This window comes from Corynebacterium sp. AOP40-9SA-29, assembly GCF_052377405.1.
Lineage (GTDB): Bacteria > Actinomycetota > Actinomycetes > Mycobacteriales > Mycobacteriaceae > Corynebacterium.
In genome coordinates this window covers 1-22,964 of record NZ_JBQSWR010000008.1, presented here as the reverse complement: position 1 = coordinate 22,964, position 22,964 = coordinate 1, and the positions used below count along the sequence as shown (strand labels likewise).

The 22,964-nt window shown below is 67.5% G+C and carries 20 protein-coding genes and 1 pseudogene; 19 read left to right on the top strand and 2 right to left on the bottom strand.

From position 1 onward, the window contains the following. Positions 1–4: 4 nt before the first annotated feature. The gene (locus tag ACT3SZ_RS13410) at positions 5–649 is read right to left on the bottom strand and encodes an MBL fold metallo-hydrolase (RefSeq protein WP_444619399.1); all 645 of its coding nucleotides are present in this window, start codon (positions 647–649) and stop codon (positions 5–7) included. A gap of 125 nt (positions 650–774) precedes the next feature. Here ACT3SZ_RS13410 and uvrA point away from each other — a divergent pair, with 125 nt between their 5' ends. After that, positions 775–3,621, top strand: a complete 2,847-nt coding sequence (gene uvrA, locus ACT3SZ_RS13405; protein ID WP_444619397.1) for an excinuclease ABC subunit UvrA — start codon at positions 775–777, stop codon at positions 3,619–3,621. Between the two features lie 4 nt (positions 3,622–3,625). Here uvrA and ACT3SZ_RS13400 read toward each other — a convergent pair whose 3' ends face one another. Further along, positions 3,626–5,188, bottom strand: coding sequence for a hypothetical protein (locus ACT3SZ_RS13400; protein ID WP_444619395.1), 1,563 nt, complete (start codon positions 5,186–5,188; stop codon positions 3,626–3,628). A gap of 117 nt (positions 5,189–5,305) precedes the next feature. Between ACT3SZ_RS13400 and ACT3SZ_RS13395 the strand changes: the two genes are divergently transcribed. From ACT3SZ_RS13395 to tyrS, 18 genes and pseudogenes are all read left to right on the top strand, one after another. Then, complete coding sequence (locus ACT3SZ_RS13395; RefSeq protein WP_444619393.1) at positions 5,306–5,503, top strand: hypothetical protein; 198 nt, start codon at positions 5,306–5,308, stop codon at positions 5,501–5,503. A 432-nt stretch (positions 5,504–5,935) separates the two neighbouring features. Next, positions 5,936–6,457: a translation initiation factor IF-3 gene (gene infC, locus ACT3SZ_RS13390; RefSeq protein ID WP_301441943.1), complete on the top strand. Its 522-nt coding sequence runs from the start codon at positions 5,936–5,938 to the stop codon at positions 6,455–6,457. 50 nt (positions 6,458–6,507) lie between these two features. Beyond that, the gene (gene rpmI, locus ACT3SZ_RS13385) at positions 6,508–6,702 is read left to right on the top strand and encodes a 50S ribosomal protein L35 (protein ID WP_038548938.1); all 195 of its coding nucleotides are present in this window, start codon (positions 6,508–6,510) and stop codon (positions 6,700–6,702) included. Positions 6,703–6,804: 102 nt separating this feature from the next. Next, entirely contained in the window at positions 6,805–7,188 is a 384-nt protein-coding gene (gene rplT / locus ACT3SZ_RS13380) for a 50S ribosomal protein L20 (protein ID WP_301441933.1), read from the top strand. A 146-nt stretch (positions 7,189–7,334) separates the two neighbouring features. After that, positions 7,335–8,279 carry a TrmH family RNA methyltransferase gene (locus ACT3SZ_RS13375; RefSeq protein ID WP_444619391.1) on the top strand — a complete coding sequence of 315 codons (945 nt, stop codon included), beginning with the start codon at positions 7,335–7,337 and terminating at the stop codon, positions 8,277–8,279. A 131-nt stretch (positions 8,280–8,410) separates the two neighbouring features. Then, a complete protein-coding gene (gene pheS, locus ACT3SZ_RS13370; RefSeq protein ID WP_444619574.1) occupies positions 8,411–9,433 on the top strand; it encodes a phenylalanine--tRNA ligase subunit alpha in 1,023 nt (340 codons plus the stop codon). Positions 9,434–9,508: 75 nt separating this feature from the next. Continuing rightward, complete coding sequence (gene pheT / locus ACT3SZ_RS13365; RefSeq protein ID WP_444619389.1) at positions 9,509–12,094, top strand: phenylalanine--tRNA ligase subunit beta; 2,586 nt, start codon at positions 9,509–9,511, stop codon at positions 12,092–12,094. An 84-nt stretch (positions 12,095–12,178) separates the two neighbouring features. Next, entirely contained in the window at positions 12,179–13,207 is a 1,029-nt protein-coding gene (gene argC / locus ACT3SZ_RS13360) for an N-acetyl-gamma-glutamyl-phosphate reductase (protein WP_444619387.1), read from the top strand. A gap of 13 nt (positions 13,208–13,220) precedes the next feature. Next, positions 13,221–14,489, top strand: coding sequence for a bifunctional glutamate N-acetyltransferase/amino-acid acetyltransferase ArgJ (gene argJ / locus ACT3SZ_RS13355; protein ID WP_444619386.1), 1,269 nt, complete (start codon positions 13,221–13,223; stop codon positions 14,487–14,489). A gap of 17 nt (positions 14,490–14,506) precedes the next feature. Next, positions 14,507–15,442: an acetylglutamate kinase gene (gene argB / locus ACT3SZ_RS13350; protein WP_444619384.1), complete on the top strand. Its 936-nt coding sequence runs from the start codon at positions 14,507–14,509 to the stop codon at positions 15,440–15,442. Next, complete coding sequence (locus ACT3SZ_RS13345; protein ID WP_444619382.1) at positions 15,435–16,613, top strand: acetylornithine transaminase; 1,179 nt, start codon at positions 15,435–15,437, stop codon at positions 16,611–16,613. The genes argB and ACT3SZ_RS13345 overlap by 8 nt, the downstream gene beginning before the upstream one ends. Further along, the gene (argF, locus tag ACT3SZ_RS13340; protein WP_444619380.1) at positions 16,610–17,509 is read left to right on the top strand and encodes an ornithine carbamoyltransferase; all 900 of its coding nucleotides are present in this window, start codon (positions 16,610–16,612) and stop codon (positions 17,507–17,509) included. The genes ACT3SZ_RS13345 and argF overlap by 4 nt, the downstream gene beginning before the upstream one ends. Next, positions 17,494–17,982: pseudogene (locus tag ACT3SZ_RS13335) on the top strand (arginine repressor); the annotation flags it as partial. The gene argF and the pseudogene ACT3SZ_RS13335, both read left to right, overlap by 16 nt. Positions 17,983–18,097: 115 nt before the next feature. Next, entirely contained in the window at positions 18,098–19,297 is a 1,200-nt protein-coding gene (locus ACT3SZ_RS13330) for an argininosuccinate synthase (protein ID WP_444619379.1), read from the top strand. A 33-nt stretch (positions 19,298–19,330) separates the two neighbouring features. Then, positions 19,331–20,761 (top strand): argininosuccinate lyase, encoded by a 1,431-nt coding sequence (argH, locus tag ACT3SZ_RS13325; protein WP_444619572.1) that lies wholly within the window; start codon positions 19,331–19,333, stop codon positions 20,759–20,761. A gap of 156 nt (positions 20,762–20,917) precedes the next feature. Continuing rightward, positions 20,918–21,247, top strand: a complete 330-nt coding sequence (locus ACT3SZ_RS13320; RefSeq protein WP_444619377.1) for a hypothetical protein — start codon at positions 20,918–20,920, stop codon at positions 21,245–21,247. Positions 21,248–21,251: 4 nt separating this feature from the next. Next, on the top strand, positions 21,252–21,425 hold the full coding sequence (locus ACT3SZ_RS13315; protein WP_444619376.1) for a Trm112 family protein: 174 nt from the start codon (positions 21,252–21,254) through the stop codon (positions 21,423–21,425). 34 nt (positions 21,426–21,459) lie between these two features. Further along, positions 21,460–22,725: a tyrosine--tRNA ligase gene (gene tyrS, locus ACT3SZ_RS13310; RefSeq protein ID WP_444619374.1), complete on the top strand. Its 1,266-nt coding sequence runs from the start codon at positions 21,460–21,462 to the stop codon at positions 22,723–22,725. Positions 22,726–22,964 lie beyond the last annotated feature (239 nt).

Below are 22,964 nucleotides of genomic sequence, written 5' to 3'. Positions count from 1 at the left end.
CGGGTCACCAGCCGCGCTCGCGCCATTCGTCGAGGTGGGGACGCTCCGCGCCGATGGTCGTCGCATCGCCGTGACCAGGGTGGACTACCGTGTCGTCCGGCAGGGTGAAGCAGCGGCGCGTCACGTCGTCGAGCAGGGAGGTGAAATCCTGCGGCGACTCGGTTTTGCCGACGCCGCCGGGGAAGAGGCTGTCGCCGGAGAAGAGCTGCGTCGGGCCGTCCTGCCCTGCACCCTGCCCGGGAAGGATAACGCCGAGGCCTCCGGGGGTGTGCCCGCGGAGCAGGACGAGGCGCATGCCGAGCGCGTCGAGGGCGGGGGAGGAGGTCGTGAAGGCCTCCGCTGCGTCGTCGTCGGGGTCGGCACCCCAGGTCACGTCGACGGCGGCGGGCAACGCCGGAGCGTCCTGCACTGAGGCGTGATGCCGCGCCCCGGTGGCGGCGAGGACCTCCTCGAGCGCCTGGACGTGGTCGAAGTGCTGGTGCGTGGTGAGTACGTCGGTGATGCGGACGCCGGCTTCCTCGGCGAGGGCGAGGAGATGGGGTGCGTCGGCGGCGGCGTCGATCAGCAGGGCGTCCTTCCCGGAGCTGACCAGGTAGCAGTTGTTGCCCATGGGGCCTACTGTCGTCGTGGTGATCTGTGCGGAAGTCATGGCACCACCATAACCCGTATTTCGTTCGATTATCCGTTCGACTGTGTCCGGGCCGTCACGTACCATGGCGGAGACGAGCACAACGTGCAACCACAACTTGCAACATTCCATGAAGGAGACCCGGGGTGGCTGAGATCCTCACCGTGCGCGGAGCGCGCGAACACAATCTGCAGGGCGTGGACATCGACCTGCCGCGTGAGCGGATGATCGTCTTCACCGGACTCTCCGGTTCGGGCAAGTCGTCCCTGGCCTTCGACACGATTTTCGCCGAGGGGCAGCGGCGCTACGTCGAGTCGTTGTCGTCCTATGCCCGGCAGTTCCTCGGGCAGATGGACAAGCCGGACGTCGACCTCATCGAGGGACTGTCGCCGGCGGTGTCGATCGACCAGAAATCGACGAACCGCAACCCCCGGTCGACCGTCGGCACGATCACGGAGATCCACGACTACCTGCGACTGCTGTACGCGCGCACCGGCGTGGCGCACTGCCCGGAGTGCGGTGAGCGCATCGAGGCGCAGACGCCGCAGCAGATCGTCGACCAGATCCTGGAGATGGAGCAGGGGCTGAAGTTCCAGGTTCTCGCTCCGGTGGTGCGGACCCGAAAAGGCGAGTTCGTGGACCTCTTCGAGGATCTCGCCTCGGACGGCTACTCCCGCGTGCTGGTGGACGGGGAGACTTACCGTCTGTCCGACCCGCCCACCCTGGAGAAGCAGGTCAAGCACAATATCGATGTGATCGTGGACCGTCTGCAGGTCAAGGAGACGCAGAAGCAGCGTCTCACCGACTCGGTGGAGACCGCGCTGCGACTGGCGGACGGCCGGGTGGTCATCGACTTCGTGGGTCTCGAGGACTCCGATGACAACCGCTACCGGCGGTTCTCTGAGCACATGGCCTGCCCGAATGGTCACCCCCTGGCGATCGACGAGCTCGAGCCGCGCAGCTTCTCCTTCAACAGCCCCTACGGTGCCTGCCCGGTGTGTGACGGGCTCGGTACGCGCCTGGAGGTCGACGAGTCGCTGATCATCCCGGATCCGGACGCGCCGCTGATCACGGCGATCGCCCCGTGGGCGTCGAGCCCGAACCATAAGTACTTCGACAAACTGCTCGCGGCGCTGGCAGAGAACATCGGAATCAGTTCGCAGACCCGGTGGTCGGAACTGACGAAGAAGGAGCGCAAGGCGGTCCTCCACGGTCATCCCGAGGAAATCACGGTGCGCTACCGCAACCGTTACGGTCGCTCGCGCCAGTACTCCGCGCCTTTCGAGGGCGTGATGCCCTACCTGCACCGCAAGATCGACCAGGCCGAGAGCGAGCACCAGAAGGACCGTTTCCTGGGCTACATGCGCGAGGTCCCGTGCGTGGCCTGTGAAGGTACCCGTCTGCGCCCGGAGATCCGGATGGTCACCATCAGCTCCGAGCTCGGTGAGATGTCCATCGCCGATGTCTCCGAGCTGAGCATCGAGGCCGCCAGTGACTTCCTCGACCGGCTGAGCCTGTCTAAGCGCGACGAGATGATCGCCGGGCGCGTGCTCAAGGAGATTCAGGCGCGGCTGACGTTCTTGCTCGACGTGGGCCTGAACTACCTGAACCTCTCGCGTGCCGCGGCCACCCTTTCCGGTGGTGAGGCGCAGCGTATCCGCCTGGCCACACAGATCGGGTCCGGGCTGGCCGGTGTGCTCTACGTGCTCGACGAGCCGTCGATCGGGCTGCATCAGCGCGACAACAAGAGGCTGATCAGCACCCTCAAGCACCTCCGGGACATCGGTAACACGCTGATCGTCGTGGAGCACGACGAGGAGACGATCCGCACGGCCGACTGGCTCGTGGACATCGGCCCGCGCGCCGGCGAGTACGGCGGCCGGATCGTCTACGAGGGCGAGCCGGACGGCATCATCGATGCCGAGGAGTCGCTGACCGGTCAGTACCTGTCCGGGCGCAAGGTGCTCGCCGTGCCGGACAAGCGTCGTCCGGTTGACAAGTCCCGCAAGATCACCGTGCACGGGGCGACGGAGAACAACCTCCAGGACGTCACCGTTGACTTCCCCCTGGGGATCCTGACCTGCATCACCGGTGTGTCCGGCTCAGGCAAGTCCAGCCTGGTCAACGGTATTCTTGCGCAGGTGCTGGCCAATGAGCTCAATGGTGCCCGTCAGGTGCCCGGCCACCACCGCAAGGTCACCGGTCTCGACCAGCTCGACAAGCTCGTGCGTGTGGACCAGAGCCCGATCGGGCGGACGCCCCGGTCGAACCCCGCGACCTACACCGGTGTCTTCGACAAGATCCGCAACCTCTTCGCCGAGACCACTGAGGCGAAGGTCCGTGGCTACAAGGCTGGCAGGTTCAGCTTCAACGTCAAGGGCGGGCGCTGTGAGGCCTGCCGCGGTGACGGCACCCTGAAGATCGAGATGAACTTCCTGCCGGACGTCTACGTGCCTTGCGAGGTGTGTGAGGGTGCCCGGTACAACCGGGAGACCCTGGAGGTCCACTACAAGGGCAAGACCATCTCTGAGGTCCTCGACATGCCCATCAGTGAGGCCGCCGAGTTCTTCGCCCCGATCACCTCTATCGCCCGCTACCTCGTGACTCTCGTCGACGTGGGCCTGGGCTACCTACGGCTCGGGCAGGCGGCGACCACGCTGTCTGGTGGTGAGGCGCAGCGCGTGAAGCTGGCCAGTGAGCTGCAGAAGCGTTCCAACGGCCGGACCATCTACATCCTCGACGAGCCGACCACCGGTCTGCACTTCGAGGACATCCGCAAGCTCATGCTCGTCATCCAGGGGCTCGTGGACAAGGGCAACACCGTGCTGGTCATCGAGCACAACCTTGACGTGATCAAGGCGGCGGACTGGTTGATTGACATGGGCCCGGAGGGCGGTTCCGGTGGCGGCACCGTGGTCGCCGAGGGAACCCCCGAGCAGGTCGCCGCCGTGGAGGCGTCCCACACCGGGCACTTCCTCAAGGAGATGGTCTGACGGGTCAGACCCCGGCGGGGGTGTCGGCCGTGTTGGTACGGTGGCGCTCCCGCAGCACCGCGGTCACCAGCAGGATCGCACCGCAGATGATGAAGGCCGCGACCTGGATCAGCCCGGCCAGGGCGGACAGGTCGTAGAAGACCAGTTTCGCCGTGGCGAGCAAGGCCAGGGCCAGGCCGACCGCCCCGTTGTCCCGGGCGAGCATCATCACGCCCAGGCTCATCCAGGTCACGGACATCACGAGGTGGCCAGCCATGAACGCCAGATCCCCGGTGCTGAAGGTCATGAAGATCAGCGGGATTGCCGAGCTCACGACGATGAGCAGGGCGGCGGCGAGACCGACGATGATCTCCTTCGTCGCTCCCAACGCCTCGGCCGACCGCAGCATCAGCGCCCCGGGCACCGCCAGCAGGACAAGCACCGGCCATATCAGGATCGGTGAGGCGGGTGTGTCGAACCACGCGGGTGCGACCCGCGGGAGGCAGTAGGCGAGGGCCAGGAGGAATACGATCCACACCAGAGGCACCGGCAGCCTGTCGGCCAGGACGATCAACGTCGTGGCGATTGCCAGCAGGACGATCATCCACACCATCGACTCGACCGAGTAGATGTCCATCTGGCGGGCGGCGACCACGATGACGATGCCAGCGACGCCGCAGCACAGTGCACACCGCAATCCGCCGGCCACGGTCGGCGGATTCTGGTCGCCGTCGACCGGACGCAGTGCTGTCCCGGTGACCGCAGTGCCGACAACCGCGAAGGCGGTGGCGGCACCGGCGATCACGAGGCAGGCCACGACTCCACCGGTCACGCCGAGGTCGCTGTCGTCGTCACCGGAGGACGACACCAGGAGCATCACGGGCAGCAATGAGACGGGGATCCACCGGGAGAACACCGACAGTGCCGTCGGTTGCAGCGGCGGCGACAGGGACAGCCACGCCATCACCAGGACCCCAACGAGGCCACTGACGGCTAGTGCCGTGTGCTGGCCACCGATGTTGAGGATGAGGAGTCCCAGGACGTAGACAGCGGCCGATGTCCCGGACGCCGCGGACCACGGGCGGTGCCACGTGGTGGTTGACCCGATAAGCCCCAGGACGACCAGCGCGAGGGCGTCGAAGCGTGTTGTCCCGGTGACATCGAGCAGGTAGAGGATCGCCGGGGTAAGGAAGATGGTGCCCGCGGCCACCAGAATGACTGCCAGCGCTTGGCGGCCCCACGCCCAGGCGGCGAACAGACCCGCCGCAGCGATCAGGGCAACGAGAACTATCCCGAGCGAGGGTTCCAGCCATTCCAGGCCGAATACGATGACCCACAGGTCCGTAAATAGGCCCAGTACGCCCACGCTGAGCAGCGCAGGCGCGGAAGGTCCCTTTGGGCTGCGTCGGTGCACGACAAAGGCGGACGCGATTAGTGCCACACAGATCACCGCCGCGCCGGACACTGCGGTGCCAGGGCCGAGCCAACCGCGGCTGAATGCCTGGACCGCGAGGAAGGCTAGCCCGATTACGGTAATGACTGCGCCGAGGACGGACACCCCGATGGTGATCTTGTCCTTGTCGGCCATGAACGATGACACGGATCCGGGGCTCGCGGCCGGCGCGAATGGGCGGTGCTGTGCGGCGATGCCGGGGTAGGGCTGCGGCGCGGGGTGCCGGGCGGGCTGATGCTGAGGATGCTGCGGATGCTGTGGAGCACCGGGATGCTGCTGCTGGGTGCCGGGCTGCTGCGGCTGGTGCGTGGTGGGCGGGCCCGCTGGCCACGCCTCGGGGCGTGCGCCGGGATGCACTTCGGCGCGCGCCTCGGGGTGTGGTTGATGCTGTGGCGGGGGACTTGTGCCAGCAAGTGTGCCCACGTGTTGGGCGTTCGGTTGTTGTTCTAGGTGCTCGAGTCTGTCGAGGACTTCGGAGGCGATGCGTACGGTGTCTCGATGTGCGATCTCAGACCTACGCATGGACTCGCGTAGATCCGCCCCCAACCTCCCCAGGTCAGCTCGTGAACCATCCGGTGTGGAAGTTCCAGTCATGGGGTTTAAACTAGCAGTGTTCGCCGCCGAGCAGGAGAACTTGTTTCCCGTCATGGGTACTGCTATGGTCGTGTGCACTACCGCCTGTCAATGATGGCAGGCTGCAAGTGGAGTCTCTCCCACCTGAGACCGCCTTCGTGCAGGGCTCGGGTCAATGAACGGTCGTCGCGTCCGCCACCGAGTGTGCGGATCGACGGCCGTCCGAGGTGCGGTGCCTGTGCACTCACCGGGGGGATGATGCTCGCAGTACGCGGTACACGTTTCTACCACTGCTACTGAGGAGTTCTCATCAGCGCACAAGCTCGCATAAACGACCGGATTCGAGTTCCCGAGGTCCGACTCGTCGGTCCGGGGGGCGAACAGGTCGGTATCGTCCGAATCGACGATGCACGCAAGCTGGCCTATGACGCCGACCTCGACCTCGTCGAGGTGGCACCGAACGCAAAGCCGCCCGTGTGCAAGATCATGGACTTCGGCAAGTTCAAGTACGAACAGGACCAGAAGGCTCGCGAGGCTCGCAAGAACCAGCAGCAGACCGTGGTCAAGGAGCAGAAGTTCCGCCCCAAGATCAGCGACAACGACTACGAGACGAAGAAGTCCAACGTGGTCCGTTTCCTGGAGAAGGGGTCGAAGGTCAAGGTCACGATCATGTTCCGCGGTCGTGAGCAGTCCCGCCCCGAGCTGGGCTTCCGGCTGCTCGAGCGACTTGCCGAGGACGTGCGTGAGTACGGCGTTGTTGAGACCCGGGCCAAGCAGGACGGTCGCAATATGACGATGGTGCTGTCCCCCGTCCGCAAGGGCAAGAAGTAGCACCTCCGACGTCGGTCGGCACCCATTCACGAAGAAGTTAAGGATCCACGATGAAGCAGAAGACCCACAAGGGCACCGCCAAGCGCATCAAGGTCACCGGTTCCGGCAAGCTGCGCCGCGAGCAGGCCAACCGCCGTCACCTCCTGGAGGGCAAGCCCTCCAAGCGCACCCGTCGCCTCAAGGGCACCGAGGACGTCGCTCCCGCCGACGTCAAGCGCATCAAGCGCCTGCTGGGCAAGGCTTAAGCCTTCCGCCCGTCTCGACTCGAATCCCGTAATTCCCGGGAACCGCTGGAATAACCTCCGGTGCCCGAACATCAAGAAGCCAGAAGATAAGGACGTCCCACCATGGCACGTGTCAAGCGCTCAGTGAACGCGAAGAAGAAGCGTCGCGAGATCCTCAACGAGGCCTCCGGCTACCGCGGCCAGCGCTCCCGCCTGTACCGCAAGGCCAAGGAGCAGGTCCTCCACTCGAAGACCTACGCCTTCCGCGACCGTCGCGCACGCAAGGGTGAGTTCCGCAAGCTGTGGATCCAGCGCATCAACGCCGCTGCCCGTGCGAACGACATCACCTACAACCGTCTGATCCAGGGCCTGCGTCTCGCCGGCATCGAAGTCGACCGTAAGAACCTCGCCGAGATCGCCGTCTCCGACGCCGCTGCGTTCACCGCTCTGGTCGACGCTGCCAAGGCCGCCCTCCCCGAGGACGTCAACGCCCCCGCGTCCAACTAAGGACTCGCGGCGGCAACGCCGAACGTTTCACCGCGCCCGCCGGTATCGTGCATTTCACGACGCCGGTCGGCGCGGTTTCGTGTATTCACAGCAGGTTGGGGGAGCGGGGCGTTTCATGTCCGGGGTCGGCGCTAGAATCTGAAGCCATGACTTCACTGCCCTCCGCGCCTTCGCCCGCACGCCCCCTCGCCTCCGACTGGCGGACCTGGATGGGCGATGAGCCGTTCACCGAACGCACCCCGCGCATCGTCAACGCGGCGAAACTGCACCGCGCCCAGGCGCGCCGCAAGGCAGGACGCTTCGTCGCCGAAGGTGCCAACGCGGTGACCTCCGCTCTCGCCCATGGCGACGTGGTCGAGGTGTACCTCACCGAGCAGGGCCTGGAGGCCGTCGGCAGCGAGCTTGACCGGCTCACTGCCGAGCGTGAGATCAACCGTGAGACGGACGGGGATGCGGACGGCCCCGTCGGCGAGGCCCGCGGCGTGCGCGTCCACTTGATCACCGACCGTGCGGCACGGGCCCTGTCGGAGTCGGTCACACCCACCGGCATCTTCGCACTGTGCACCACCTGCGTCACCGACCTCGATGGGCTCGCTGAGCGTGCACTCCACGGCAGCATGCTCGCCGTTCCGGTCGAGACGGCCGAGCCAGGCAATGCTGGTGCACTCATCCGCGTCGCCGACGCCACCGGTGCAGCCGGCGTCGTCTTTGCCGGCTCCAGCGTCGACCCGCAGGGCGGCAAGGCTGTCCGCGCGTCGGCCGGTTCGCTCTTCCACCTCCCAGTGGTCCGGCACACGGGTGTCGCCGAGGTCATCGACCAGCTCCACGAGTGGGGTTATACGGTGCTGGCGACCTCGGGTGAAGGCGATATCTCCCTCGACGACGCCGCTACCGCGCAGGACGCACCGGCGTTGCTCGCCGGCAAGGTTGCCTGGCTGTTCGGCAACGAGGCCCACGGCCTCGGCGACTGGCAGGACCTGGCCGACGTGCGGGTCTCCATTCCCATGGCGGGCATGGCGGAGAGCTTCAACCTCGTCACTGCCGCGGCAATTTGTCTGTACGAGACCGCCCGCGTCGCCCGCCAGAGCTGACGGCCGCGGTGTTCACGTCCCCGACACCCCGCTGTGGTGGGGGTCATTGGTATTATCTTGAGTCGACTCCAAAAGGGATCGACCGGGACAAGATTGAGTGCGAGGTGCGCTAGGTGGCTGACGACATCGACATGAGTGAAGCCGGGTTGGACGCTGCGGCTGAGGCCGCGGAGAAGGCGTTCTCCGCGGCGGGGAACCTCGACGAGCTGGCTACGTTGCGGCGTGACCACCTCGGCGACGACGCCCCCGTGCCCGCGGCCCGGCGCAACCTCGGCTCACTGCCGAAGGACCAGCGCAAGGACGCCGGCCGGCTGGTCAACCAGGCGCGCGGCCGTATCGAGAAAGCCTTCGCTGCGGCGAAGACCGTGCTCGAGGAGAGGCGCAACGCGGAGGTTCTCGCCGCCGAGCGTATCGACGTCACCGAGCCGACGATCCGTGGCCAGCGCGGTGCACAGCACCCGATCACCATCCTTTCCGAGCAGATCGCCGACATCTTCGTGGGCATGGGCTGGGAGATCGCCGAGGGCCCGGAGATCGAGGCGGAGTACTTCAACTTCGACGCCCTGAACTTCCTGCCGGACCACCCGGCCCGCACGCTGCAGGACACCTTCCACGTCGGGCCCGAGGGCTCCGGCCAGGTGCTGCGTACCCACACCTCCCCGGTGCAGGTCCGCACGCTGCTGGAACGCGACGTCCCCGTCTACATCGCCTGCCCCGGACGGGTGTTCCGCACCGACGAGCTCGACGCCACCCACACCCCGGTCTTCCACCAGGTGGAGGGACTGGCCGTGGACAAGGGCCTGACGATGGCGCACCTCAAGGGCACCCTCGACCACCTGGCACGCACCCTCTTCGGTGAGGATGCCACCACCCGGATCCGCCCGAACTACTTCCCCTTCACCGAACCCTCCGCCGAGGTCGACGTGTGGTTCCCCAACAAGAAGGGCGGCCCGGGCTGGATCGAGTGGGGCGGCTGCGGCATGGTCAACCCCAACGTCTTGATCGCCATGGGCGTGGACCCGGAGGTCTACTCCGGTTTCGCCTTCGGCATGGGCATCGAGCGCACCCTGCAGTTCCGCAACGGCCTGCCGGATATGCGCGACATGGTGGAGGGCGACGTCCGCTTCACCGAACCCTTCGGCATCCGTGGCTGACCCGGGCTAACCCGCCTGAACGCCTAGCCGCCCCCGCACCAACCCGTACCACCTAGAGGAACCGAGCACCCGTCAATGCTGATCTCACAGTCCTGGCTCACCCGCCTTCTTCAGACCTCCACCGCGCCGTTCTCCGTGCCTTCCGAGGAGCTGGACGCCGGCTTCGTGCGCGTCGGCTTCGAGACCGAGGGCTACGAGCGCATCGCCGAGACCACCGGGCCGCTCGTCTTTGGCCGTGTCGCCTCCATCGAGGAGCTCGAGGGATTCAAGAAGCCGATCCGCTACGTGGACGTCGATGTGGCCGATGCCAACGGTTCCGGCGAGCTGCAGCACATCATCTGCGGTGCACGGAACTTCCGCGAGGGTGACATCGTCATCGTCTCCCTGCCCGGTGCTGTGCTGCCCGGCGGGTTCGAGATCAGCGCCCGTGAGACCTACGGCCGCACGTCCGAGGGCATGATGTGCTCCGCCGCCGAGCTGGGGCTGGCCAAGGTCCAGACCGCCGGCATCATCGCCATCCGTGGCGACGAGGCGCAGGACGCCCGGATCGCCGTGGGTGCGGATGCCCGCGAGTTCCTCGGCCTCGACGACACCGTCTTCGACGTCAACATCACCCCGGACCGCGGCTACGCGCTGTCCGCCCGCGGCCTGGCCCGTGAACTCGCCAGTTCCTTCTCCCTGACCTTCCGTGACCCGGCGAAGGATCCGGCGGCCGCCGCGCTGCCGACCGACCTGCTCGCCGGTCTGCCGCAGGGCACCGGGCGTGGCGATCTGCCGGAGATCACCGTCGACGAGGCCACGAAGTGTGCCCGCTTCGGTATTCGCAAGGTCACCGGCATTGACCCGGACGCCGAGTCCCCCTACTGGCTGCAACGCGAATTGCTGCTGTGCGGTCAGCGTCCGGTCAACGCCGCGACGGACGTCACGAACTACGTCATGTTCCTGCTCGGCCAGCCGATGCACGCCTTCGATGCCGACCGCATCACCGGTGACCTGCACGTCCACCTCGCCCCCGAGGGCAAGACGATCACCACGCTGGACGGTGTTGAGCGCACCCTGTCCGGTGAGGACGTTGTGATCTCCGACGCCACCGGCATCCAGTCGATGGCCGGTGTGATGGGAGGCTCGACCTCCGAGATCTCCTCCTCGACCACCAGCGTGTACTTCGAGGCCGCCTTCTTCGACCAGATCACCGTGGCCCGCACCTCGCGTCGCCACCGGCTGTCCTCGGAGTCGTCGCGCCGCTTCGAGCGTGGCACCGATCCGGCGGTCATCGAGGCAGCCCTCGACTTCGCCGTCGCCCTGCTGACACGTATCGCCGGTGGCGAGGTCGTCGCCGGTGTCAGCCTGGTCGGTGAGGTCCCCGCCATGCCGGTGATCGACATGCACACCTCGCGTCCGGGCAAGACCGCCGGCATGATCTACCCGACCGGCACCACCGTCTCCCGGCTCACCGAAGTCGGATGCACGGTCCGTGAGACCGGGGAGCGCGACGCCAACGGAGCCAAGGCCATCGAGGTCACCCCGCCCACGTGGCGTCCCGACCTCACCATGCCCGCCGAGCTCGTCGAGGAGGTGCTGCGGCTTGAGGGGCTCGACAAGATCCCGTCGATCGTGCCCACCGCCCCGGCCGGACGTGGCCTCTCGCCGCGCCAGCGGATGCGCCGTTCGGTCGGTCACGCCCTGGCGTGGAACGGCTACGTGGAGATCCTGCCCAGCCCCTTCATCGCCAACGACGTCTTCGACGTCTGGGGTCTGGACGCCGACGACCCGCGCCGCTCGGCCGTCCGCGTGCTGAACCCGCTGGAGAGCGACGTGGCGACCATCGGCACGAGCCTGCTGCCGTCGATGATCGACTCATTGCGCCGCAATATCACCCGCGGTCAGCACGACGTGGCCCTTTACGGTGTCGAGCAGGTGACCCTGCCCACCGAGGTCTCGGGCACCTCGCCGATGCCGTCGGTGGCGCAGCGCCCCTCCGAGGACGAGGCGGCGACGCTGCTGGCCTCGTTGCCGTACCAGCCGCTCAACGTCGCGGTTATCGCCGCCGGCGACCGCGTCCTGCAGGGCACCTGGGGTGCCGCCGAGCCTTTCGAGGCGTCCGACGTGCTGGAGGCGGCGACGGTCATCGCCCGCGCCGCCGGCGTCGAGGTCACCCTGCGCAATGCGGAGTACCTGCCGTGGCACCCGGGACGTTGCGCCGAGATCGTCGTGGCTGGCGCAGACGCGGCGGCGGGGGAGACCGTGGTCGGTCACGCCGGTGAGCTGCACCCGCAGGTCTGCGAGCGGGCCGGCCTGCCGAAGCGCACCGTGGCTCTGGAGATGAACCTCGACGCTCTGCCGCTGGCGGAGTCCTTCCCTCGCCCGGTGCTCTCACCCTTCCCCGCGGTGAACCAGGACGTCGCCGTCGTTGTCGACGAGACGACCCCGGTCGCTGACGTGGAGGCCGCGCTGGTCTCCGGTGCCGGAGAACTGCTGGAGCACATCCGGTTGTTCGACGTCTACCACTCCGACGCCCTGGGCGAGGGCAAGCGGTCGCTGACCTTCACCCTGCGCTTCCGCGCCGCCGACCGCACCCTGACCGAGGACGAGGCGTCCGAGGCACGTGGGGCGGCCGTGGACGCCGCGGCGACGGCCGTCGGCGCGACGCTGCGCGGCTGAGCGCGCAGGCAGGGGAGCGTCCTGCATAAAAACCGGATTCGTGCATAACTTGCAATTGCTGTCGCGCAGGTGCATACTTGCACGATGATATCCATCGCAGTCGCAGGCGCCAGCGGGTACGCCGGTGGCGAGGCTCTCCGCCTCCTCCTTAACCACCCCGGCCACGGCCGGGACTTCCGTATTGGCGCACTCACCGGTGCGTCCAACGCTGGCCAGCGCTTCGGGGATCTCGTCCCCGGGCTGCCGCAGCTCGCCGACCGTACCGTCGAGGAGACCACCACCGAGGTCCTGGCCGGCCACGATGTCGCCATCCTCGCCCTGCCGCACGGGGTGTCGTCGTCCCTTGATCTGGGCGACACGGTGGTGCTGGACTGCGGCGCCGACCGGCGTCTGACCGACAAGGCCGACTGGGACGCCTACTACGGCGGCGACTACCCCGGCAGCTGGCCTTACGGCATCCCCGAACTGCCCGGCAACCGCGACACGATCGCCGCGGCGTCCGGCGTCGCCGTGCCCGGCTGCTTCCCGACCGGAGCCACCCTGGCCCTGCTGCCCGCCATGGCCGCTGGTCTGATGAGCCCCGAGGTGTCCGTCGTCTCCGTCACCGGCGTCACCGGTGCCGGCAAGAAGCCCGCCGTCGCCCTGCTGGGCGGGGAGACGATGGGCAATGTGCGGGCCTACAAGGTCGGCACCCACCGACACACCCCGGAGATCGCGCAGAACATCCGTCGCGTCCTGCCTGGCGGAGAGACCAGCGAGTCCGGTAGCGCGAAGGTGACCTTCACCCCGGTGCTGGCACCGCTGGGACGCGGCATCCTGACCACCGTCACCGCCGCCGCCAAGGGCAGCGCCGCCGAGCTGCGCGCCGCCTACGAGGACTACTGCGCCGACGAACCCTTCCTCCACCTGCTGCCCGAGGGCGAACAGCCCGAGGTCAAGAGTGTGGTCGGAACCAACATGGCGCACATCCAGGTCACCGTGACCGACGGGGTAGTGGTCGCCACCAGCGCGATCGACAACCTGACCAAGGGCACCGCCGGCGCCGCCGTGCAGTGCCTCAACCTGATCCAGGGCTGGGACGAGACCGCCGGCCTGCCGATGGCCGGACTGTAGGAGAACAACGGACATGAGCGACACCTTCGACCCGAACGACTCCGCGACGTTCCCGGACCACATCACCGAGCCCCGGGACACCGAGCCGGTGAACGCCGTGGAGCAGACCACCGAGGCCCTCGGCGTCACCGCCGCCGCCGGCTTCCGCGCGGCCTCGACCACCGCGGGCATCAAGCCGTCCGGCAACCCGGACATGGCGCTCGTCGTCAACGACGGCCCCGAGTACACCGCCGCGGCGGTCTTCACCCGCAACCGGGTCGTCGCCTCGCCGGTGAAGCTCACCCGCGCGAACAACGACGGCACCTTCCACGCGGTGATCCTCAATGCCGGCAATGCCAACGCCTGCAACGGCACCCAGGGCGACGTGGACGCCGCGGCGACCGCCGACGCCGTCGCGGAGCACCTCGGCGTGGCGTCCTCCGAGATCGCCGTGTGCTCCACCGGCCTGATCGGCGATACCCTGCCGATGGACAAGATCCTGGCCGGTGTGGAGACCCTGACCGGCCAGGTGGGGGAGGACGAGGCGCGGTCCCCGGAGGCAGGTACCGCCGCCGCCGAGGCAATCATGACCACCGACCTGGTCAGCAAGCAGGCTGTCTACCACGGCGACGGCTGGTCCCTCGGCGGCATGGGCAAGGGTGTGGGCATGATGGCCCCGTCCCTGGCCACGATGCTGATCGTGCTGACCACCGACGCGCACGTCGAGGACCCGGCACCCGCGCTCAAGGCGTCCAGCGAGGTCACCTTCGACTGCGTCGACATCGACGGGTCCACCTCCACCAACGACACGGTGATCCTCATGGCCAACGGCGCGTCCGGAGTGACCCCCGACGACGCGGAGTTCCGCGCCGCCGTGCACGCCGTGTGCCTCGACCTGGCGCGCCAGCTTCAGGCCGACGCCGAGGGCGTGACCAAGCGCGTGGCGATCACCGTCACCGGCACCGACTCCGACGCCGAGGCGAAGACCGCCGCGCGCGTCCTCGGGCGCGACAGCCTCTTCAAATGCGCCATGTTCGGCTCCGACCCGAACTGGGGACGCACCCTCGCCGCCGTGGGCATGGCCCCGGTGGCCATGGACCCCGACCGCATTTCGGTGAGCTTCAACGGCCACCCCGTCTGTGTGGACTCCACCGGTGCCCCCGGGGCCCGGGACGTGGACCTCTCCGGCGAGGACATCGACGTCCTCGTCGACCTGGGGACCGGGGGAGAAGGCAAGGCCACGGTCTGGACCACGGACCTCTCACACGACTACGTCCACATCAACTCCGCCTACAGCTCCTAGACGACGAGGGAAACACCATGACCGAACCTGACCCCGAGAAGGTCGTCTACCGCGGCGCCACCGACCTCGACCCGGCGACCCGGGCGAACGTGCTCGCCGAGGCACTGCCCTGGCTGCTGCACTACCGCGACAAGATCGTGGTGGTGAAGTACGGCGGCAACGCCATGATCGACGAGGAACTCAAACAGGCCTTCGCCGCCGACATGGCCTTCCTGCGCTCGGTTGGCACCCACCCGATCGTGGTCCACGGCGGCGGACCCCAGATCACCGAGATGCTGGAGAAGGTCGACCTGCCCGGCGAGTTCGTCGGCGGGTTCCGGGTGACGACCCCGGAGACCATGGAGTACGTGCGCATGGTGCTCTTCGGCAAGGTCGGCCGCGAACTGGTGAACCTCATCAACCAGCACGGCCCCTTCGCCGTGGGCACCTCCGGGGAGGACGCCGGCCTGTTCACCGCCGTCAAGCGCACCGCTACGGTGGACGGGGTCGAGGTCGACCTGGGCCGGGTCGGCGACATCTCCCACGTCAACGCCGAGGTGCTGATGGACCTCATCGACGCCGGACGCATCCCCGTCGTCGCGCCCTTCGCCCCCGACGAGGACGGGCTGGTCCACAACATCAACGCCGACACCGCGGCCGGCGCGCTGGCCGCCGCCGTCGGCGCGGAACGCCTCGTGGTGCTCACCAACGTGGAGGGCCTGTACACCGACTGGCCGGACAAGAGTTCCCTGGTGTCCAGGATCGCCCCGGACCAGCTGGAGAAGATCCTGCCGGACCTGGACTCCGGCATGATCCCGAAGATGGAGGCCTGCCTGTCCGCCGTGCGCACCGGGGTTTCCGCCGCACACGTGATCGACGGACGTGAACGCCACTCCGTGATCCTCGAGCTCATGACCGAGGGCGGTATCGGCACGATGATCGCCCGTGACGACTGGGAGTCGCCCCATGCCTGATAGTGACGCGAACAACTGGAAGTCCGCCTGGGAGTCCGCGGTGATGCCCACCTACGGCACCCCGGAGATTGAACTGGTCTCCGGCTCCGGCGCGCGGGTCACCGACGCCGACGGTCGGGAGTACATCGACCTGCTCGCCGGCATCGCGGTCAACGCCCTGGGCCACGCCCACCCGGCGATCGTGCAGGCCGTGAGCGAGCAGATCGCCACGCTGGGGCATACCTCGAACATCCACGCCCACCCGCAGGCCATCGCGCTGGCCACCGCCCTGCAGGGCCTCATCGCCCCGGACGCTCAGGTGTTCTTCTCCAACTCCGGTGCCGAGGCCAACGAGGCGGCCTTCAAGATCGCCCGGCTCACCGGACGTGGCCGCGTGCTCGCCGCCGAACACGGCTTCCACGGCCGTACCATGGGTGCACTCGCACTCACCGGCCAGCCGGACAAGCGGGCGCCCTTCGAACCGCTGCCCGGCGGCGTGGAGTTCTACCCCTACGGGGACATCGACGCGCTGCGTGCCCTCGTCGAGCAGGACGGCCTGGTGTCGGATACGGCGGCGATCTTCCTGGAGTCGATTCAGGGGGAGACCGGCGTGATGCCCGCACCCGAGGGTTTCCTGCGCGACGTCCGCGCCCTGTGCGACGAGTACGGGATCCTCATGGTCGTCGACGAGGTCCAGGCCGGGATGGGACGCACTGGACAGTGGTTCGGCTACCAGGTCGAGGACGTCCTGCCGGACGTCGTCACCCTGGCCAAGGGGCTCGGCGGCGGCCTGCCCATCGGCGCCTGCGTCGCCGCGACCCCGGCCGCCCAGCTGCTGGCCAAGGGCCAGCACGGTTCGACCTTCGGCGGTAATCCGGTGGCCTGCGCCGCCGGCAACGCCGTGGTCGACACGATCCGTTCCGAGAACCTTCTCGAGCACGTCGTCGAGATGGAGAAGCTGGTTCGCGCCGAACTGGAGCCCTTGGACACCGTCTCGCACATCCGCGGCCGCGGCCTGATGCTCGGCGTGGTGCTCACCGAGGCCCACCCCGGGCTCGTCGGGGAGGCACTGGCCGCCGGCCTGCTGGTCAACCAGCCGGCACCGGACGTCCTGCGTCTTGTCCCCCCGCTGACCATCACGGAGACCGACCTTCGTGAATCCCTCACCACCATCAAGGAGCTGTTGTCATGACCCGTCACTTCCTCGCCGACGACGCGGTGACCGTCGCCGAACAGGCCGAGATCCTCGACCTGGGTATGGAGATGGTCAAGGACCCCTACCGCACGAGCCTGCGCAACAAGTCCGTGGCCGTGCTGTTCGACAAGACCTCCACCCGCACCCGTTTCTCCTTCGACGTGGGCATCAACCAGCTCGGCGGCCACCCCGTCGTGGTGGACTCCGGAAAGTCCCAGATGGGAAAGAAGGAGTCCTACCAGGACACCGGCGCGGTGCTCTCCCGCTTCGTGGACGCCGTGGTGTGGCGCACCGGCGCGCACCAGAACCTGCACGACATGGCGGAGACCGCCACCGTACCGATCGTCAACGCCCTGTGCGACGACTTCCACCCCTGCCAGATCCTCGCCGACCTGCTGACCATCCGTCAACACAAGGGGGACCTCAAGGGTCTCAAGGCCGTCTACCTCGGCGACGGGGCCAACAACATGGCCAACTCCTACATGCTCGGCTTCGCCACCGCTGGAGTAGACATCACCATCGCCGCACCGCAGGGCTTCCAACCCGAGCAGCGTTTCGTCGACCGCGCGCAGGTCCGTGCCGACGAGACCGGTGCCACTCTGACCATTACCGACCGTCCGGACGTGACCGGGGCCGACGTGGTCATCACGGACACCTGGGTGTCGATGGGCATGGACGCCGACCGCGACACCGAGGCGCTCGCACCCTTCCAGGTCACCGCCGAGATGATGGCGACCGCCGACAAGGACGCGGTGTTCATGCACTGCCTGCCCGCCTACCGCGGCTACGAGGTGGCCGCCGAGGTGATCGACGGTCCGCAGTCGATCGTCTTCGACGAGGCGGAGAACCGGCTCCACGCACAGAAGGCACTGCTGGAATGGCTGCTGCGCTAAATAACCTGAACCGACCGAACACCGCGGCACCGCTCACGCGATCCGCCCGGCAGGGACTGATCTCGCGCCTGGTCGAAGGCCGTCGGGTGACGAGTCAACGCCAGCTCCAGGACCTGCTCGCCGACGAAGGTGTCGACATCACCCAGACCACGCTCTCGCGTGACCTGGTGGACCTCGGGGCGCGCAAGGTGCGCTCCGAGGGGCAGTCGGTCTACAGCCTCGGCGCGCCGGACGGGGAGCTCCCCGCCGACGGCCCGGCTCGGCTGCGCCGTATCCTCGTGGAACTCCTGGTGGGCACTGACCACTCCGGCAACACCGCGGTGCTGCGCACGCCGCCGGGTGCGGCTCAGTACCTCGCCAGCGTGATCGACCGCTCGGAGCTACCCGAAGTGGTGGCCACCATCGCCGGTGACGACACCGTCTTCGTGCTGGCGAGAGACCCCGTCGACGGGCGTGCCCTGGCAGAGCACCTCCACGAGATCTCGGTGTCGCCGGCTCCGGCGGTTCTGTCCCCACCGGCCGTGGACGACCACGCACCAGATAGACTTAACCCAACGCAACCCTCATCCGAAAGGACCGACGAACAACATGACTGATCGCGTCGTACTCGCTTACTCCGGTGGCCTCGACACCACTGTCGCTATCCCCTACCTCAAGCAGATGACCGGCGGCGACGTCGTCGCCGTCTCCATCGACCTCGGCCAGGGCGGCGAGGACATGGAGTCCGTCCGCCAGCGCGCCATCGGCGCCGGTGCTGTCGAGTCCATCGTCGTCGATGCCCGTGATGAGTTCGCCGAGGAGTACTGCCTCCCGACCATCAAGGCGAACGCGATGTACATGAAGCAGTACCCGATGGTCTCGGCGATTTCCCGCCCACTGATCGTCAAGCACCTCGTCGAGGCCGCACAGGAGCACGGTGGCACCCACGTGGCCCACGGTTGCACCGGCAAGGGCAACGACCAGGTCCGCTTCGAGGTCGGTTTCATGGACACCGACCCGTCCCTGAAGATCATCGCCCCGGCCCGCGACTTCGCCTGGACCCGCGACAAGGCGATCGCCTTCGCCGAAGAGAACAACGTCCCGATCGAGCAGTCGGCGTCCTCGCCGTTCTCCATCGACCAGAACGTGTGGGGCCGCGCCGTGGAGACCGGGTTCCTGGAGGACCTGTGGAACCCGCCGACGAAGGACCTCTACGCCTACACCGAGGAGCCGTCCCTGGGACAGGCCCCCGACGAGGTCATCATCTCCTTCAAGTCCGGCAAGCCCGTGGCCATCGATGGCCGTGAGGTCACCGTGCTGCAGGCGATCGAGGAGCTCAACCGTCGCGCCGGTGCGCAGGGCGTGGGTCGTCTCGACATGGTCGAGGACCGCCTGATCGGCATCAAGTCCCGCGAGGTCTACGAGGCCCCGGGCGCCCTGACGCTGATCCGTGCCCACGAGGCGCTGGAGGACGTGACCATCGAGCGCGAGCTGGCCCGCTACAAGCGCGGCATCGACGCCGAGTGGTCCAACCAGGTCTACGACGGACTCTGGTTCTCCCCGCTGAAGCGTTCCCTGGACGCCTTCGTCGAGTCCACCCAGGAGCACGTGACCGGCGACATCCGCCTGGTCCTGCACAACGGTTCGATCGTGGTCAACGGGCGTCGCTCCGACTCCTCGCTCTACGACTTCAACCTGGCGACCTACGACACCGGTGACACCTTCGACCAGACCATGTCGAAGGGCTTCGTGGAGCTCCACGGCCTGTCCTCCAAGATCGCCAACAAGCGCGACCGCGGCGGGAAGTAAGGACACATGACCGACAAGCCGACCGAGAAGCCGATCGAGAAGCACGGCACCAACGAGGGCGCACTGTGGGGCGGCCGGTTCGCCGGCGGGCCCACCGAGGCGATGGCCGCGTTGAGCAAGTCGACGCACTTCGACTGGGTGCTGGCCCCTTACGACGTGCTGGCCTCCACGGCGCACGCCAAGGTGCTGCACCGGGCCGGGCTGCTCTCCGACGAGGACCTGGCGACGATGCTCGACGGGCTCACCCGCCTGGGTGAGGACGTCGCGTCCGGCGCTTTCGGCCCGGACGCCGGCGACGAGGACGTCCACGGTGCGATGGAGCGCGGGCTGATCGACCGGGTCGGCCCGGAGGTCGGCGGTCGGTTGCGTGCGGGTCGTTCCCGTAACGACCAGGTCGCCACGTTGTTCCGCATGTGGGTGCGCGACGCGGTGCGTGAGACCACCGACGGGGTGCTCGACGTTGTCGATGCCCTGGTCGCGCAGTCTCAGGCGAACCCGGACGTGGTGATGCCGGGTAAGACGCACTTCCAGGCGGCACAGCCGGTACTGCTGGGTCACCAGCTGCTGGCGCACGCACAGCCGTTGCTGCGCGATGTCGCTCGGTTCCGTGACCTGGACAAGCGTCTGGCCGTGTCCCCGTACGGCTCCGGCGCGCTGGCGGGTTCCTCGCTGGCGTTGGACCCGGAGGCCATCGCCGCGGACCTCGGTTTCGACTCCGCCGGTGACAACTCGATCGATGCGACGAGTTCGCGCGACTTCGCCTCGGAGACCTCCTTCGTGCTGGCGCAGGTCGCCGTGGACCTGTCGCGTCTGGCCGAGGAGATCATCGCCTGGTCGACCCCCGAGTTCGGCTACGTGACCCTCGCGGACGAGTGGTCGACCGGTTCGTCGATCATGCCGCAGAAGAAGAACCCGGACGTCGCCGAGCTGATGCGTGGCAAGACCGGTCGGCTCATCGGCAACCACACCGGCCTGCTGGCCACGCTCAAGGCACTGCCGTTGGCCTACAACCGTGACCTGCAGGAGGACAAGGAGCCCATCGTCGACTCGGTGGCGCAGCTGCGGCTGCTGCTCCCAGCGATGGCCGGGCTGGTCGGCACGCTGACCTTCCACCCGCAGCGTCTGCGCGAGCTCGCTCCCGCCGGGTTCACCCTGGCCACCGATCTCGCCGAGTGGATGGTCCGGCAGGGCGTGCCCTTCCGCGACGCCCACGAGGCGTCCGGTCAGTGCGTGCGTATCGCCGAGAGCAGGGGAGTGGACCTGGTCGACCTCACCGACGACGAGCTGTCCGGCGTGCACCCGGGGCTCACCCCGGAGGTCCGCGAGGTTCTCACCGTCGACGGTGCGGTGGCATCGCGCTCGACCCGCGGCGGCACCGCCGGCGTGCGGGTCGCAGAGCAGCTCGGACGCGTCGAGGACGCCGTCGCCGACGCGCGAGTGTGGACGGGGACGCCGCTGCGCTGACAGCGTCCGGTGTCATGAACACCATGTACGCCGTCAACTACACCGCCGCCCAGCCAGTCCAGCCGGGCGGCGCTTTTGGCGTGCCCGGAACACGGCCCGGACGCAGGTTCACGCCAGGACCCGTCCGGACAGCTTTTCCGCGGAGTGTGCATTTCCTTGCTTACCTACAGGCGCAACAACGGTCGTCATGAGAACGGCCAGAACTACCTCGTTAACGACGCGACGATCAGGAAGGTCGTCGAGATCGACCCGGACAACGTCCGGTGGCTGGAACAGAGACTGGACCCGGCCGTCCATACCGTCGGCAACCTGCCTTTCCACCTGACCACGGCGATGCCGCGGTGCGTCCTGCATGCCCCGGGATCAGGCAGATCATGGTCCATGCGTCACGGCGACGCCGCACTGCCTAAGGAGTTGGATGCCGGGCAGTGGGTGAGCCTGTTCACCACCCTGTGCGGACGGGTGCCGCGAATGCGGATAGACTGAGCGCATGATCGATTCCCGACTTCTCGAGATCCTCGTGTGCCCCCAGGACAAGCAGGCCCTGGAGGTCCACGGTGACTATCTGGTCAACCCACGGCTGAGCGTGGCCTATCCGGTGCAGGACGGCATCCCCGTCCTGCTTGCCGACGAAGCCGTCAGCTGGCCGCTGACCGGTAACTAACTCCATCACGGGAAGTACAGAAGGAACCACAGGAATGACCGACAACACCAACATCCTCGACGAGCTGCAGTGGCGGGGCCTCGTCGCGCAGTCCACCGACCTCGACGCCCTCCACGAGGAGCTCTCCACCCCGACCACCGCTTACGTCGGCTTCGACCCGACGGGCCCGTCGCTGCACGCCGGGCACCTGGTGCCGTTGCTGATGCTGGCGCGTCTACAGCGTGCGGGGCACACTCCGATCGTCATGGCCGGCGGTGCCACCGGCATGATCGGCGACCCGCGCGACGTGGGGGAGCGCACGATGCTCTCGGTCGACGAGGTCGCGGCGAACGTCGAGCGGATCAAGAAGCAGCTCGCACGGTTCGTCTCCTTCGAAGGGGACAACGCTGCGATCCCGGCGAACAACATCGAGTGGACCGAGAAGATGACGGCCATCGACTTCCTGCGTGACCTGGGGAAGAACTTCGGCCTGAACACGATGCTCGCCAGGGACACGGTGAAGCGTCGCCTCGAGTCGGACGGGATGAGCTACACCGAGTTCTCCTACATGCTGCTGCAGGCCAACGACTTTGTGGAGCTGCGTCGCGCGCACGACTGCCGGCTGCAGATCGGCGGATCCGACCAGTGGGGCAACATCGTCTCGGGTGTCGACCTGAACCGTCGGCTGGACGGGGAGACCGTCCACGGCCTCACCGTCCCACTGGTCACGGACTCGGAGGGACGCAAGTTCGGCAAGTCCACCGGTGGCGGCAAGCTCTGGCTCGACCCGGAGATCACCAGCCCGTACAGCTGGTACCAGTACTTCCTGAACGCGGCGGACGCCGACGTCATCCGTTACCTGCGGTGGTTCACCTTCCTCGACCAGGTCGAGCTGGACCGGTTGGCGCAGGAAGTGGCGGAGCGTCCGTTCAAGCGTGAGGCCCAGCGGGTGCTCGCCCGTGAGATGACGTCCCTGGTCCACGGTGACGAGGCGGTGGCGAAGGTCGAGAAGGCTGCGGAGGCACTCTTCGGTAAGGCCGAGCTCGCCGAGCTCGACGAGCAGACTCTGGGAGGTGCGCTGTCGGAGACCGAGGTCGCCGAGGTCGCACCGGGGACCGTGGTCGTGGACCTGCTGGTCGCCACCGGACTGGAGAAGTCGAAGGGTGCCGCTCGCCGGACGATCGGTGAAGGTGGTGCCTACGTAAACAACGTGCGCGTCTCCGACCCGGAGTGGGCGCCGGGCGCGGACGATCTTCTGGCCGGTGACTGGCTGGTGCTCCGCAAGGGAAAGAAGCGCTTCGCCGGCGTGCATGTCGGCTAGAACGTCCCTTCCGCGGAAGAGGATTGGCCCCGCAACTCGCTGACCAGCGAAGTTGTGGGGCCATTGGCATATGTGTAGATTGATGCGAGTCAGCGAGACACCGGGACACAGTCCGGGTGGTGCTGGCACGAGGTGCACACTTCATCGGCTGTTAACCGCCGGGTTGCGTAGTCGCAACGTGATGGTGTACCTTGAATCTCAGCCGCAACGGCATCCCCTTGATTCTTCTTGGTGGGTTA